At 62.6% G+C, this 14345-nt stretch carries 12 protein-coding genes; all 12 read left to right on the top strand.

All coding sequences use genetic code 11. From position 1 onward, the window contains the following. The first annotated feature begins 153 nt into the window (after positions 1-153). Positions 154-1521: an N-acetylmuramoyl-L-alanine amidase gene (locus Thiosp_RS18665; protein ID WP_201067486.1), complete on the top strand. Its 1368-nt coding sequence runs from the start codon at positions 154-156 to the stop codon at positions 1519-1521. A 314-nt stretch (positions 1522-1835) separates the two neighbouring features. Next, positions 1836-4010 carry a DNA mismatch repair endonuclease MutL gene (mutL, locus tag Thiosp_RS18660; RefSeq protein ID WP_201067488.1) on the top strand — a complete coding sequence of 725 codons (2175 nt, stop codon included), beginning with the start codon at positions 1836-1838 and terminating at the stop codon, positions 4008-4010. 70 nt (positions 4011-4080) lie between these two features. After that, entirely contained in the window at positions 4081-5124 is a 1044-nt protein-coding gene (gene miaA, locus Thiosp_RS18655) for a tRNA (adenosine(37)-N6)-dimethylallyltransferase MiaA (protein ID WP_201067490.1), read from the top strand. A 162-nt stretch (positions 5125-5286) separates the two neighbouring features. After that, the gene (gene hfq / locus Thiosp_RS18650; RefSeq protein ID WP_201067492.1) at positions 5287-5541 is read left to right on the top strand and encodes an RNA chaperone Hfq; all 255 of its coding nucleotides are present in this window, start codon (positions 5287-5289) and stop codon (positions 5539-5541) included. Positions 5542-5565: 24 nt separating this feature from the next. Continuing rightward, complete coding sequence (gene hflX / locus Thiosp_RS18645; RefSeq protein ID WP_201067494.1) at positions 5566-6939, top strand: ribosome rescue GTPase HflX; 1374 nt, start codon at positions 5566-5568, stop codon at positions 6937-6939. Between the two features lie 130 nt (positions 6940-7069). Beyond that, positions 7070-8236: an FtsH protease activity modulator HflK gene (hflK, locus tag Thiosp_RS18640; RefSeq protein WP_201067495.1), complete on the top strand. Its 1167-nt coding sequence runs from the start codon at positions 7070-7072 to the stop codon at positions 8234-8236. Continuing rightward, on the top strand, positions 8236-9162 hold the full coding sequence (gene hflC, locus Thiosp_RS18635; RefSeq protein WP_201067497.1) for a protease modulator HflC: 927 nt from the start codon (positions 8236-8238) through the stop codon (positions 9160-9162). The genes hflK and hflC overlap by 1 nt, the downstream gene beginning before the upstream one ends. Before the next feature lie 48 nt (positions 9163-9210). Beyond that, positions 9211-9396: a DUF2065 domain-containing protein gene (locus Thiosp_RS18630; RefSeq protein WP_201067499.1), complete on the top strand. Its 186-nt coding sequence runs from the start codon at positions 9211-9213 to the stop codon at positions 9394-9396. A gap of 14 nt (positions 9397-9410) precedes the next feature. Further along, complete coding sequence (locus Thiosp_RS18625; protein ID WP_201067501.1) at positions 9411-10625, top strand: ATP phosphoribosyltransferase regulatory subunit; 1215 nt, start codon at positions 9411-9413, stop codon at positions 10623-10625. 135 nt (positions 10626-10760) lie between these two features. Further along, positions 10761-12053 (top strand): adenylosuccinate synthase, encoded by a 1293-nt coding sequence (locus Thiosp_RS18620; RefSeq protein WP_201067503.1) that lies wholly within the window; start codon positions 10761-10763, stop codon positions 12051-12053. Between the two features lie 105 nt (positions 12054-12158). Beyond that, on the top strand, positions 12159-12413 hold the full coding sequence (locus tag Thiosp_RS18615) for an OadG family protein (RefSeq protein ID WP_201067505.1): 255 nt from the start codon (positions 12159-12161) through the stop codon (positions 12411-12413). A gap of 117 nt (positions 12414-12530) precedes the next feature. Beyond that, complete coding sequence (gene oadA / locus Thiosp_RS18610) at positions 12531-14345, top strand: sodium-extruding oxaloacetate decarboxylase subunit alpha (protein WP_201067506.1); 1815 nt, start codon at positions 12531-12533, stop codon at positions 14343-14345.

Raw genomic sequence — 14345 nt, 5'->3', positions numbered from 1 at the left:
GTGCCTCACTGGGCGCATACTTTATGCAACTTTGAGAAAAGCTTGGCAAATATCGGGAAAATTAGACAATTTTAGTGCCACTTGCTATGCTTCTAGACACCGGCGTCGAAACGATTGCGACTTTGGAGTCCGAGGCTTCCCGCGGGGGGCACCATGAAATATCGCCTTGTCATTACTGTCCTGCTGATCAGTCTTCTGTCACTGAGCTCAAGCGCCAGCCCTCGGGTGGAGCTTCTGGGCGCGCGCCTGTCAAGTCAGGATGAGATGACGCGCTTGGTGCTGGATACCTCCGGGCCTGTGGTTGAGCACAATATCTTCACGCTCGACTCACCCGACCGGCTGGTTCTCGACCTAGCTGGAATCGGTCTTGCCGGCTCCTTGCGTCAGCCCACCGCGAGCAACCCTCTGCTGGCTCGCATTCGCAGCGGGGAGCGTCCCGGAGAAAGCCTCAGAATTGTGCTCGATCTCAAGCGCAAGGTGCGGGTTAAAAGCTTCTGCCTGCAGCCTGACGGGCGCCATGGCTATCGCCTGGTGGTCGATCTCACGCCCAAGTCGGAACTCGAGGCCCGTCAGGATGCGTTGGCAGCCGCTTCCCGCGATCTCAGCGACCATCCGTCGGTCAAACAGCGTTCGGTTAAGCTCAAGGCGCGCGATGTCGTCATCGCCATCGATGCCGGCCACGGCGGCAAGGATCCCGGAGCCATCGGTGCGCACGGCACGCGTGAGAAGGATGTGACCCTCTCGATCGCGCGCAATCTTGCGCGTCTGGTGGACAAGGAGCCTGGGATGCGCGCGGCCATGATTCGTGATAGCGATCGTTTCGTGATTCTGGGCGAGCGCATTCGCATTGCCCGCAAGCATCGCGCAGATTTGTTCGTGTCGATTCACGCCGATGCGTTTCGCGATCGCAGCGTGCGCGGCTCCTCCGTCTTTACCCTGTCCGAGCGCGGCGCTACCAGCGAGGCGGCCAAATGGCTGGCTAAAAAGGAAAATGAAGTGGACCTGCTGGCCGGGATCGATCTCGGCAAGAGCAACCAAGAAGTCGCTGGCGTGCTCATGAACATGACGCAGAACATGACGATGGAGCACAGTTTGCTAGCAGCAAAGCCGGTGCTTGAGCAGCTTGGGCACCTTGGGAAAATGCACCAGAGTCGTATTCAGTCCGCCGGCTTCGCGGTGCTGAAGGCACCAGACATCCCGTCCATGCTGGTCGAAACAGCCTTTATCTCCAACCCCGAAGAAGAAAAGCGCTTACGCACCCCAGGCTTTCAGCAGAAAGTTGCTGAAGCCATCCTCAGCGGGATCAAGCATTACTTCAATTCGCACCCGCCGCCGCAGACGCTGTTTGCGATGAAAAACGGTGGTCGTTCCAATGTTGTCCGCCACATCATCGAGCCGGGAGATACCCTGCTCGACATCGCCCGCGACTACCAGGTCAGCCTGCCCTCGCTGCGCTCGCTCAATCAGCTCAATGGCGATCACATCCGCGTCGGTCAGGTGCTGCAAATTCCAGAGGGTTGAGTCGCGGGTGCTGTTGTAGCCATCAAAAATGCGTTTTCGGTTTGGGCTGGTTGACGGGCGCAGGGGGCTCAAGCGGCTCCAGTTCGCACCTCAATGCTTTAAGGGTGAGTCCCCTCCGAAAAGCCAATACCGGGCCTATATTAGAGTTTTCTTATCAATGAATTACTCTCATAACCAATGCGTTATACGCATAAGGATTCTCTAATATATGCGATTTTTGACTTTTCGGAGTAGACTCAAGGGTTTGCTCGAAGTTTGCTGGGAACTTGCTGGACGCGGTTGTCAGACGCCGGCCTTTCTGTTTCCATCGTTAGATGACACGGATCAGGCCGCTGCCACCTCAGTTGATTAACCAGATCGCCGCCGGCGAGGCGATTGAGCGCCCGGCATCTATCGTCAAGGAACTGGTGGAGAACAGTCTGGATTCCGGCGCGCGCCAGATTGAGGTGAAGCTGGAGCGCGGCGGCGCCAAGCGCATCCTGGTGCGCGATGACGGCTGTGGCATGTCGGCGGAGGAACTGCCGCTGGCGGTATCGCGCCATGCCACCAGCAAGATTGCCTCGCTGGCCGATCTGGAATCAGTCGCGACCCTGGGGTTTCGCGGTGAGGCGCTGCCCAGCATGGCCTCGGTGGCGCGGCTGCGGATTGTCTCGCGGCCGTCGGATGCGGAGCACGGATTCGCGATCACTGCTGATGGCAGCGACCAGATTCCCGCGGTGGAACCGGCGCCGCACGCACCTGGCACCAGTATCGAAGTGCAGGATCTGTTTTTCAACACCCCGGCGCGGCGCAAGTTCCTGCGCACCGAGAAGACCGAACTGGGCCATATCGAGCAGCTCATCCGGCGCTTAGCGCTGGCGCATGCGGAAGTCGGCTTTCGGCTTGAGCACAATGGGCGCTCGGTATTGGATTTGCGCGCCAAGGATGGGGCCAATGTCGGTGTGCCGCGCGAACAGGGTGACGGTGAGTCGGGCGATTCCCATTCCGTGTCGCACCCCAAGATGCACGCAGATGATGCCGGCCCTGGTTCTGGCAAGGGCTTTGCGCAAGGGGCCATCGGCGACACTCACCAGCAGCGACTCGAACAAACCCTGGGTAGGGACTTTGTTTCCGCCTCTTTGCTGGTGGATGAGCAGGCCATCGGGCTGCGCCTGTTCGGCTGGGTGGCGCAGCCGGCCTTCAGTCGCTCGCAGGCGGACCGGCAGTTCTTCTATGTCAATGGCCGGATGATTCGCGACAAGCTGGTGACCCATGCGGTGCGCCAGGCCTATCAGGATGTGCTGCATCACAGTCGTCATCCGGCTTATGTGCTCTTTCTTGAGCTTGATCCGCGCCAGGTTGATGTCAATGTCCACCCCGCCAAGCAGGAGGTGCGCTTTCGTGAGGCGCGGCAGGTGCATGATTTTATTTTTCGCGCCCTGCATCGCCGGCTCGCGGGGGGCACCCTCGTGGGCGGCTCCATGGCGGAAGGTGCGACACCGGACGGGCTCGCACAGCCCGCAGTGAGCCAGGGGGAGAATCGGGCAGGGGATCAGCGCTTCTCGGGAGAGCACTCGAGTGGTGCGGCTTTGGCATCGTCACCCAGTGACCCTGCTGGGACATCGCCCCATGCTGCATCTGACGCAGCAACGGCCCTTAACGGGCAAGCTGCGTCCATGTCGACGACCGGCGGTCCGAGCGGTGGCGCACAGCGGTCGCTGCCCTTGCGGGAATCGAGCGGTGCTTATGCCGCCAATTTCGCCTGGCAGCAGCCCTGGTCCGCGGCGGAGCAGGCGTTGGCTGGAGTCGGCACGTCGGGCGGGCCGGAGGGAGAGTTGGCAGGAGGCGGGGCTGATGCCCCAAATTCGGCGTTCGGCAGCGGCAGTCTCGCCAACGGCAAAGGTGAAGATGACGCAGGTGAGGTGCCGCCCTTGGGCTTCGCGCTGGGGCAGCTCAACGGAATCTATGTGCTGGCGCAGGCACGCGATGGCCTGGTGATCGTGGACATGCACGCCGCCCATGAGCGGGTGTGCTACGAGCGTCTGAAAACCGCCTGGCAGGCGGACCGTCAGGTGCGTCGCCAGCCGTTGCTGGTGCCGGTTAGCGTGCGGCTGAGTCGCGCCGAGGTGGATCTGCTCGAAGCGCATGATGCCGACTTGCAGGCGCTGGGCCTCACGGTCAGCCGCCTGGGCGAGGAACAGATCGCGGTGCGGGAGATTCCGGCCATGCTGCAAGGGGCGGATGTCGAGCAGCTGCTGCGGGATGTTCTGTCCGATCTCGCCGAGCATGGCCAGAGCGCGCGTTTGCAGCAGCAGGCCAATGCCTTGCTGGCGACCATGGCCTGTCATGGCTCGGTGCGCGCCAATCGCCGGCTGACTCTGCCGGAGATGAATGCTCTGTTGCGATCCATGGAAGCAACCGAGCGGGCAGATCAATGCAATCACGGGCGCCCGACCTGGGTAAAGCTCTCCCAGCAAGAGCTCGACCGTCTGTTTCTGCGCGGGCGATGAAAAACGCGAGCGCAAACGGCGGTGAACTTGCATTGATTTCACGGGTTCATTGTCAGGGACCGGCGCAACCATGAGCCTTGGGGAGAGTCCTGCGGATCGGGACAGCCTGCCACCGGCGATTTTCCTGATGGGCCCCACGGCCTCTGGCAAAACCTCCCTGTCCCTGGATTTGGTCGAGCGCCTGCCGTGCGAGATCATCAGCGTCGACTCGGCGCTGGTCTATCGGGGCATGGATATCGGCACAGCCAAGCCTGAGCCTGAGATTCGCGCGCGGGTGCCGCACCGGCTGATCGACATCTGCGATCCAAGCGAGGTCTACTCTGCCGCGCGCTTCCGCGCTGATGCCTTGCAGGCGATGGCGGAGATCACGTGCGCGGGCCGGGTGCCACTGCTGGTAGGTGGCACCATGCTCTATTTTCGCGCGCTGACGCGCGGGCTGGCGCCACTGCCGCAGGCCGACCCCGAGCTGCGCCGGGATTTATCCCGCCAGCTCGAGCGCTTGGGCTCGGCACGGCTGCATCGCTGGCTGGCGGTGCTCGACGCCCCCAGTGCGGCGCGCATTCACCCGAATGACCCGCAACGCATCCAGCGCGCGCTTGAGGTCTATCTGACCACCGGGCGCGCGCTCAGTGAACATTGGGCGCAGGCTGCGGCTCAAGAGTTGCCTTATCTCGTCGTGAAACTTGTCAGGGCGCCCGCGCAGGCAGGCGGCCAGGCAAGAGGCCAGGAAGAAGGCCAGCAAAAAGGCCAGGAAAAAAGGCAGTCGAGCACGCCCGCAACGGAGCGTCAGGTGTTGCGCGAGCGCATTGCCGAGCGCTTCGATGCCATACTGGCGGCAGGTTTTGTTGCCGAGGTGGAGCGCCTGCGGGCGCGCGGTGATCTGCATCCCGGTTTGCCCGCGATGCGTTCGGTGGGGTATCGACAGATGTGGCACCATCTCGACGGGGATTACGATTTCGCCCGCATGCGCGAGCTGGCAATTACTGCGACGCGGCAGCTGGCCAAGCGGCAGCTGACCTGGCTGCGCGCGGAAAGCGACTGTCTGTGGCTGCCCGAGGGGCCGGGGCTGCTCGATCGGGCGCTGGACACCTTGGCCGCGGCGGGAATCGGCTAGCGCTGATCTCGATTCCTTTGACTCTTAAGGTGATGGAGTTGACCACGCACCGGCGGCTCTGTGATAACGTAACCGATTAACTCGGCGCGGGCTGGCGCGCGCGGGCGCTTCGTAATCGGGCGTTGATGTGACGACCGCACAACAACAAGAGAATTTCAAACTATGTCGAAAGGACACAGTCTTCAGGATCCATTTTTGAACGCGCTGCGCAGAGAGCGCGTGCCGGTCTCGATTTTTCTGGTCAATGGCATCAAATTGCAGGGACAGGTCGAGTCTTTCGATCAGTTCGTCGTCTTGCTGAAGAACAACGTCAGCCAGATGATCTACAAGCATGCCATCTCCACCGTGGTGCCGACGCGTAACATCAAATGGTCTTCAGAAGAGGATGCCGAGTCCGACGAGTCCGACGTCGAATGATGCCGGGCATGATGTTGGGTCGCGATGTTTGAGCGCCCTGATGCGGGCGAGCGTGCCCTTTTGGTGCAGCTGGCCATCGGCAGCAAGCTGGATGCCGATGCCGCGAATGAATTCCGCCTGCTGGTCGAGGCCGCGGGCGCTAGCGAGGTCGGCTATGCCACCGGAACGCGCGAGGCACCCGATCCGCGGTTCTTTATCGGGCAGGGCAAAGCCGCCGAGTTGGCCGAGCAGGTGGCTGCATCTGGTGCCGAGCTGGTCATTTTTGACCATACGCTGAGCCCGGCGCAGGAGCGCAATCTGGAGCGCCGCCTGTCGTGTCGGGTGGTTGATCGCAATGGGCTGATTCTGGATATTTTTGCCCGCCGCGCGCGCTCTTTCGAGGGCAAGCTGCAGGTGGAGCTGGCGCAGCTGCGGCACCTGTCGACGCGCCTGGTACGCGGCTGGACCCATCTGGAACGCCAAAAAGGTGGCATCGGCCTGCGCGGGCCGGGCGAGACCCAGCTCGAGACCGACCGGCGGCTGCTCGGCAAGCGGATTGTTGCCTTGAACAAACGCCTCGAGCGCATCGAGGTCCAGCGCGCCCAAGGGCGTCAGGCGCGCGACCGCGCCGAGATCGCAACCGTGTCTCTGGTGGGCTATACCAACGCTGGCAAGTCGACCCTGTTCAACCGGTTGACCGAGGCCGGTGTGTTTCAGGCCGACCAACTCTTTGCGACCCTGGACCCGACGCTGCGCCGGCTGGAACTGCCCAATGCACCGGCGGTGGTGCTGGCGGACACCGTCGGCTTTGTCTCCCATCTGCCGCATGAGCTGGTCGCGGCCTTCCGCGCTACCCTGCAGGAGACCCGCTCGGCGGCGTTGCTCTTGCACGTGATCGACGCCGCGACGCCCGAGCGCGACCGCCGCGAGCAGGATGTCGAGCAGGTGCTGGCCGAAATCGGCGCTGAGGACATCCCGCGTCTGCGGGTGATGAACAAGATCGACCAGCTCGAAGCGGACGGGCACCATGGCCATGCCCCGCGGGTGGACCGGGATGCAGCGGGACAGGTCACGACGGTGTGGCTGTCGGCGCAGACAGGCGCCGGCATGGAATTGCTGATTGATGCCCTGGCCGAGCGTTTTCGCGGTCAGGTGGAGAGCTGTCGGCTCGAGCTCGGCCCGGGCGAAGGCGCCCTGCGCGCCTGGCTCTACCGGCATGGCCGGATCTTGGATGAAGAAGCCACGCCTGACGGCGGCTCGACCATGGCGGTTATGATCGACCCCGAACGACTGCAGCGGGAGCTAAAGCGCCGCGGTCGCCCCAATAATGGGCTCGCAGCTGACGCGTGCGCTGCTGATGGGCGCACAGCTGATGGGCGCGCATCAGGCGCCGAGACACCGGCCGACGCCGCCTGCTGATGAGCGCTCGGCGCAAGATTTTTCCTTTCGCGGTTGCCTCGCGCATTGTTCCCCGAGGCCGGAATACCTAAAATGCCCGCTCGACGGTCGCGGTGCACCACCTAACTTGACTATCCCAGACGGAGTAATTATGGCCTGGAACGAGCCTGGAGGCGGAGGCAAAGACCCTTGGGGTCCCCAGCAGGGGAACCAGGGCGGGCCGCCCGATCTCGATGAGATCGTGCGCAACTTGCAGGATAAGATCAAGGGGCTGCTCGGCGGTGATGCCGGCGGTTCCGGTGGGGGAGGCTCGGGCGGTCCGGTCGGACAACTGGGCAAATGGGCCATCGGTATCGTGATCGGTGTGATCCTGGTGCTCTGGCTCGCCACTGGCATCTACATTGTCGATCCGGCCGAGCGCGGTGTGGTGCTGCGCTTTGGTGTCTATGAAAGAACCACCCAGCCTGGCCCGCACTGGCACTGGCCCTGGCCGGTTGAGCAGGTCGAGATTGTCAATGTTGACGAGATTTCCTCCTTTAGCCATAAAGCCTTGATGCTGACTCAGGACGAAAACATCGTCGATGTCGAGCTGACCGTGCAGTCGCGCATCGAAGATGCGTCCAATTACCTGTTCCAGGATCAGAATCCCGAGAAAACCCTGCGCGATGCGACCGAAACCGTGGTGCGCAAGACCATCGGTGGCAGCAAGCTCGACTTCATCCTGACCGAGGGCCGTAGCGCCGTGGCGGCGACCATCCGCGAGCGCGTCCAGGCCCTGATCAAAGAGTACAAGACCGGGCTCCTGGTCACCTCTGTCAACATGCAGCCAGCCAAGCCGCCGGAGCAGGTCAAAGAGGCTTTCGATGACGCCATCAAGGCGCGCGAGGACAAGGAACGCTCCGAGAACCAGGCCGAGGCTTACTCCAATCAGATTCTGCCGCAGGCGCGCGGTGAAGCGGCCCGGGTGATTGCCGATGCCAAGGCTTATCGCGATCAAGTCATTGCTGAGGCCGAGGGTGAGAGTTCGCGCTTCCTCGCGGTGCTGACGGAGTATCGCAAGGCACCTGAGGTGATGCGTGAGCGTCTGTATCTGGCTGCAATGGAGGATGTCATCGGCGACAGCCAGAAGGTGCTGATTGATGTTCCCGACAGCAATAGCCTGATGTATCTGCCGCTGGATCAACTGATGAAAAACACGGGCGCAGGTGGCGGCAAGGCCTCAACCGGCGGCTTGTCGAGCGCCTCGAGTAGCGACACGAGCAGCTCGACGGCCCAACGGCCGATGCGCAATGTGAATCGCGAACGGAGGACCCGCTGATGACGGACCGCATGAAACTCCTCTCGGGCGTCGCCGTCCTGGTGCTTGTCGGGGCGGTCGCCGCTTCAGCCTTTATCGTTTATCAGTGGGAGATCGCGATCAAACTGCGCCTGGGTGAAATCGTCGGGTCGGAATATCAGCCGGGTCTGCACTGGAAGGTGCCGGTGCTGAACAAGGTGATCAAATTCGACGCGCGCATCCGCACGCTCGACTCCCAGCCTGAGCGCTTTCTCACTATCGAGAAGAAAGACGTGATCGTCGACTCCTATGCCAAATGGCGCATCAATAATGCGGCGCAGTTTTTCCGCTCCACCGGCGGCGACAGTGCCCGCGCCGCGCGCCTGCTGGCCGAGCGCATCAACACCAGCCTGCGTGACGAGTTTGGCCGACGCACCATTCAGGAGGTGGTCTCGGAAGACCGCCTGGAACTGATGCAGGTGCTGACCAGTAAACTCGACACCCAGGCCACAGAGTTGGGCGTCGAGGTGGTTGATGTGCGGGTGAAGAAAATTGACCTGCCACCCGAGGTTAGCGAGTCCGTCTACAACCGCATGCGCGCCGAGCGTGAGCGGGTGGCAAGCGATCTGCGCGCCAAGGGTCACGAGGCCGCTGAGCGCATCCGCGCCGATGCGGACCGCCAGCGCACGGTCACTCTTGCCGATGCCTATAAGGAGTCAGAAGAAACCCGTGGTCTGGGAGATGCCAAGGCGGCGCAGGTCTATGCGGATGCCTTTGAGCAGGACCGCGAGTTCTATGCCTTCTACCGCAGTCTGGATGCCTACCGGAAATCTTTCTTGGGCAAGGACACGACCATGGTGTTGGCGCCAGACTCGGAGTTTTTCCGTTACTTCAACAATCAGCGCGGACAGGTCGCCGCCCCGGGCAGTTCACAGGCTTCGGACGAGAGTCTGCTGCGCGTGCGCTAATGCGGCGCACGCCGGTCGTTATCGTCGCTCGCCCTGGGGTCTGGTGTCATGTGGCATGACTTGCTGGTTGCGCTAGCGTTGGTGTTCGTCATTGAGGGCGTCATGCCCTTCCTGGCGCCCGAGGCGATGCGACGGATGATGCTCGATGTCTCGCAGCAGACCAATCGCAGTTTGCGCGTCGCCGGCCTGATGAGCATGGCAGGCGGCGTCGCGATGCTGTATTTCGTCAACTAACTCAGTACCCGACCATGAAACTCAATCAGGAAAGGTGGTTGCTGCCCACCGGTATTGAGGAGATCCTGCCGCCGCAGGCGCGCGAGATGGAGCGGCTGCGGCGCTGTCTGCTCGATCTGTTCGATGCCTGGGGCTACGATCTGGTCATCCCGCCTTTCATCGATTATCTCGAGAGCCTGCTGACTGGCACCGGGCGCGATCTTGATCTCCAAACCTTCAAGCTGACCGACCAGCTCAGTGGCCGGTTGCTTGGTGTCCGCGCCGACATGACCCCGCAGGTGGCGCGTATCGACGCCCATCAACTGCGACGCGAGGGACCGACGCGACTGTGCTATCTCGGAACGGTGCTGCATACGCGCTCGGACGGCTTTGCCGGCACCCGCAGCCCGATGCAGATCGGTGCCGATATTTACGGTCATGCCGGCGCCGAGAGCGATGTCGAGATTCTGAGGCTGCTGCTGATGACACTGCAGACGGCCGGGATTGATTCCGCCTATCTCGATCTCGGCCATGTCGGCATCTTCCGCGGGTTGGCCGAGCAGGCAGGATTCTCGCGGGAGCAGGAGCTGGCGCTCTTTGGTATCCTGCAGCGCAAGGCCAGCACCGAGCTGACCGCGCTGCTCGAAGAATCCGGTGTGGAGCCAGCCGTGGCGGACATGCTGCTTGCGCTGGTCGAGCTCAACGGTGACGATGCGCTCGAACGCGCCGGCCGCTTGTTGGGGCCCGCGCGCGACGGGGTGCACCAAGCGCTTGAGAATTTGCGCTTGATCGCAAGCGAGCTGCGCGCCTGGCTGCCCGATGTGCCGGTGCATTTTGATCTCGGCGAGCTGCGCGGCTACACCTACAAAACCGGTGTGGTGTTTGCGGCCTTCGTGCCGGGTTGGGGGCTCGAAATCGCGCGTGGCGGGCGCTACGACGCCATTGGCGAGTTCTTCGGTCACGCGCGCCCGGCAGTTGGCTTTAGTACAGATCTTAAAGGGCTGATCGGCCTCGCGCTGGCGCGAGCGGGATCAGCCGCGTCGGAAACTGTCACGGGCGCCGTACTGGCGCCGAATGAGCGCGACCCCGAGCTGCGCGCGAGGGTGGAAGAGCTGCGAGCCTCCGGTCGGCGCGTGCTGAACTGGTTGCCGGGGCAGCAAGGGAGGCCGGACGATCTCGGCGTGACGCACCAGCTCGAGCGCCGCGACGGGCGTTGGGAATTGGTGCCGGTCAGTCCCGGCGAGCGTTGATTGGCGCGGCACGATCGCGCGGTGGCATGCTCTATTGAGCTGAGATTGAGCAATGAGCTTGAGCAATGGGCTTGTTGCACGCATCAGGTCGCATCCTGAGTTTTTTGTATCCGAAACAGTACAACGATAAAGGCTATGGGTAAGAATCTCGTCATCGTCGGAACGCAATGGGGCGACGAAGGCAAAGGCAAGGTGGTCGATCTGCTCACCGAGCGCGCTGATGCCGTTGTTCGTTTTCAAGGTGGGCATAATGCTGGCCATACCCTGGTCATCGATGGCGAGCAGACCATCCTGCACCTGATTCCGTCTGGCATCCTGCATGCGGGCGTTGAATGCTTTATTGGCAATGGTGTGGTGCTGGCGCCGGATGCTCTGTTTACGGAGATCGATACCCTGGCTGCCGGCGGTGTTGAAGTATCGGACCGTCTGCGCATCAGTCAGGGTTGTGCGCTCATCCTGCCGTACCATATCGCACTCGATCAGGCGCGCGAGAAAGCGCGCGGTAACAAAGCCATCGGCACCACCGGGCGCGGCATCGGCCCCGCTTACGAGGACAAGGTCGCCCGGCGCGGGATTCGGCTCGGCGAGTTGCTGCATGCAAGCCACTTCAGCGATCGCTTGCGCGAGATCATGGAGTATCACAATTTCGCGCTGAAGCACTACTTCAAGGCCGAGCCGGTGGATGTCTCCGCGACCCTGGACACCGCGCTTGCCTGGGCTGAGCGCATTCGCCCTCTGGTCGGAGACGTGTCTGGCCGGCTGCACCAGCTACGCGCGCAAGGATCAGCAATATTGTTCGAGGGGGCCCAAGGCTCGCTGCTCGATATCGATCATGGCACTTACCCCTTTGTGACCTCATCGACCACCACGGCCGGCGGGGCGGCCTCGGGCAGCGGCGTCGGCCCGCTCGATCTGGACTATGTGCTGGGCATCGTCAAGGCTTACACCACCCGCGTCGGCGGTGGGCCTTTCCCGACTGAACTGTTCGACAGCGACGGCGACCACCTCGGCCAGCGCGGCCATGAGTTTGGCGCCACGACCGGGCGCAAGCGCCGTTGCGGCTGGCTGGACATGGTTGCGCTGCGGCGGGCCTTCGCAGTCAACAGCGTGTCCGGGCTTTGTATCACCAAGCTCGATGTGCTCGACGGCTTGGAGACCATCCGCATCTGCACCGCCTATGAGCTCGACGGGCAGCTGTTGGAAACCCCGCCGCTGGGTGCTGAGGATCTCGAGCGGGTGACGCCGAAATACATCGACATGCCAGGCTGGCAGGAATCCACCGCCGGTGCGCTCACGCTGGACGACTTGCCCCAGGCTGCGCGAGACTACCTCAAGCGGATCGAGGAGCTGGGTGAACGGCCCATCGACATTGTTTCCACTGGCGCTGATCGCGCGCAGACGATGGTGCTCAAGCACCCGTTCGGCTAGCCCTAGGACATCACCCCATAACATCATCCCAGCACATCACCCCAGAACATTGGCCTCACAACACGAGCCTGACGTTATGAACATGCAGCCAAAAGGAGAACGCGCATGGAAGCCGGAATGATTGGCGAAAGCTTGCGCTTGATGCTGATTGGCATGAGCATAGTATTTGCTTTTCTGATGCTGCTGGTGGTTTGTTTACGCGGCATGTCCTGGCTTGCGGCGCGCATTGCGCCAGCGGAGTTGCAGGACGCTCCGGTTGGCGCGATGGCAGGCGGTGCCGGGGCGGCGCCGGATGATGCGGATGTGGTTGCCGTGATTGCTGCCGCGGTGGCGCGCTACCGGGCCCGGCACCCTGGCTGAGCTGCGGCCCTGGCCGATTCGTGTCGGATGCATCATTGCGGGTGGGCGGGTCCTGATTCCCGGATGCTTGCGCGCCGACTTTCCTATGACTGACGGAAACTGTTGCGAGATTTCCCCATGAACCAGAACAAAGCTCTCGGCATCACCGATGTGGTGCTGCGCGACGCGCACCAGTCGCTGCTCGCGACGCGCATGCGCATCGATGACATGCTGCCCATCGCCGCCAAGCTCGACCAGGTCGGGTTCTGGTCACTCGAGTCCTGGGGCGGCGCGACCTTCGACGCCTGCATCCGCTACCTGGGCGAGGACCCTTGGGAGCGCCTGCGCAAGCTCAAGGCTGCCATGCCCAACACGCGCCAGCAGATGCTGCTGCGCGCCCAGAATCTGCTCGGCTACCGCCATTATGCCGACGATGTAGTCGATGCCTTCGTCGAGCGCGCCGTCGTGAACGGCATTGATGTCTTCCGCATCTTTGATGCCATGAACGACATCCGCAATTTCGAGCGACCGGTCAAGGCGGCCTTGGCGACCGACGCCCATGCCCAAGGCGCGCTGAGCTACACTGTGAGCCCGGTGCACAACATCGACTACTGGGTCGATCTCGCCCGGCGGCTCGAGGATCTCGGCTGTCATTCAATCGCCATCAAGGACATGGCCGGGCTGCTGCGCCCCTATGTGGCAGAAGAGCTCATTGGGCGCCTGAAGGAAACCTGCTCGGTGCCCATCGGCATGCAGTGCCATGCCACCACCGGGCTCAGCACCGCTTCCATCCTCAAGGCTGCCGAGGCCGGCATCGACATGGTCGACTCGTCCATCTCCTCGATGAGCATGACCTACGGCCATTCGCCGACCGAGTCCGTGGTTGCCATCATGCAGGGAACTCCGCGCGATACCGGGCTAGACATCAATCTGCTCGAGGAAATCGCTGCCTACTTCCGCGAGGTGCGCAAGAAATACGCCCGTTTCGAGGGCGCGCTCAAAGGCGTGGACTCGCGCATCCTGGTCGCCCAGGTGCCGGGCGGCATGCTTACCAACATGGAAAACCAGCTGCGCGAGCAGGGTGCGACCGACCGCCTCGATGAGGTGTTGGCGGAAATCCCTAAAGTCCGCGAGGACTTGGGCTATATCGCGCTGGTTACGCCCACTTCGCAGATCGTCGGCTCCCAGGCGGTGCTGAATGTGCTGATGGGTGAGCGCTATAAGAGCATCACCGGCGAGACGGCCGGCGTGCTGAAAGGAACCTATGGCTCCACCCCGGCGCCGGTCAACAAGGACTTGCAGACGCGGGTGCTCGAAGGCGCCAAGCCGGTGACTTGCCGCCCGGCGGACCTGATCGAGGCGGAATTGAGCAAACTCACTGCCGAGTTGAAAAAGCTCGCCAAAGAGCGCGGCATTCGCCTGGCCGACGCGGTGGTCGACGACGTCATCACCTATGCGATGTTCCCGCAGGTGGGGCTAAAATTCCTCGAGAATCGCGATAACCCGGATGCCTTTGAAGTGCCCCCCTGGGAGCTCGATCAGCGCGATGCGGCGAAGGCGGCTGATTCTGGCGCTGCGGCGTCCGGGGCAGGGGGCGCCGGTTCGATCTCGGGTCCGGAAGCCTACCGGGTCGAGGTCAATGGTAAGGGCTACGATGTGCGGGTGTCTCCTGCGGGCGCCGTGGAGCATCTTGCCCCGGCCTCCTCGGCAGCGGCTCCAGCGCCGGCTGCGGGGGGCGAGCAGCATGTCGTCGAGTCTCCGCTGGCGGGTAACATTGTCAAGGTTCCAGTCAGTGTTGGTCAGACGGTTGCTGCTGGCGATGTTGTGGTCGTGCTCGAGGCGATGAAAATGGAAACCGAGGTGCGCGCGCCGAGCGCCGGCAAGGTGATCGAGATTCGCGCTAAGGATGGCGACTCAGTGTCGCTTGGCGCGCCGCTGGTGGTGCTGGGATAA

This window comes from Thiorhodovibrio litoralis, from assembly GCF_033954455.1.
Taxonomy (GTDB): domain Bacteria; phylum Pseudomonadota; class Gammaproteobacteria; order Chromatiales; family Chromatiaceae; genus Thiorhodovibrio; species Thiorhodovibrio litoralis.
The sequence above is the reverse complement of the archived record's forward strand: the minus strand, read 5'-3'. Positions and strand labels throughout refer to the sequence as shown.

Excerpts from the sequence above, each read along its gene's own strand:
- hflC (WP_201067497.1), top strand. The coding sequence starts at position 8,236 with ATGACGGACCGCATGAAACTCCTCTCGGGCGTCGCCGTCCTGGTGCTT.
- Thiosp_RS18665 (WP_201067486.1), top strand. The coding sequence starts at position 154 with ATGAAATATCGCCTTGTCATTACTGTCCTGCTGATCAGTCTTCTGTCA.
- oadA (WP_201067506.1), top strand. The coding sequence starts at position 12,531 with ATGAACCAGAACAAAGCTCTCGGCATCACCGATGTGGTGCTGCGCGAC.
- miaA (WP_201067490.1), top strand. The coding sequence starts at position 4,081 with ATGAGCCTTGGGGAGAGTCCTGCGGATCGGGACAGCCTGCCACCGGCG.
- hfq (WP_201067492.1), top strand. The coding sequence starts at position 5,287 with ATGTCGAAAGGACACAGTCTTCAGGATCCATTTTTGAACGCGCTGCGC.
- hflK (WP_201067495.1), top strand. The coding sequence starts at position 7,070 with ATGGCCTGGAACGAGCCTGGAGGCGGAGGCAAAGACCCTTGGGGTCCC.
- Thiosp_RS18620 (WP_201067503.1), top strand. The coding sequence starts at position 10,761 with ATGGGTAAGAATCTCGTCATCGTCGGAACGCAATGGGGCGACGAAGGC.
- hflX (WP_201067494.1), top strand. The coding sequence starts at position 5,566 with ATGTTTGAGCGCCCTGATGCGGGCGAGCGTGCCCTTTTGGTGCAGCTG.
- mutL (WP_201067488.1), top strand. The coding sequence starts at position 1,836 with ATGACACGGATCAGGCCGCTGCCACCTCAGTTGATTAACCAGATCGCC.
- Thiosp_RS18615 (WP_201067505.1), top strand. The coding sequence starts at position 12,159 with ATGGAAGCCGGAATGATTGGCGAAAGCTTGCGCTTGATGCTGATTGGC.
- Thiosp_RS18630 (WP_201067499.1), top strand. The coding sequence starts at position 9,211 with ATGTGGCATGACTTGCTGGTTGCGCTAGCGTTGGTGTTCGTCATTGAG.
- Thiosp_RS18625 (WP_201067501.1), top strand. The coding sequence starts at position 9,411 with ATGAAACTCAATCAGGAAAGGTGGTTGCTGCCCACCGGTATTGAGGAG.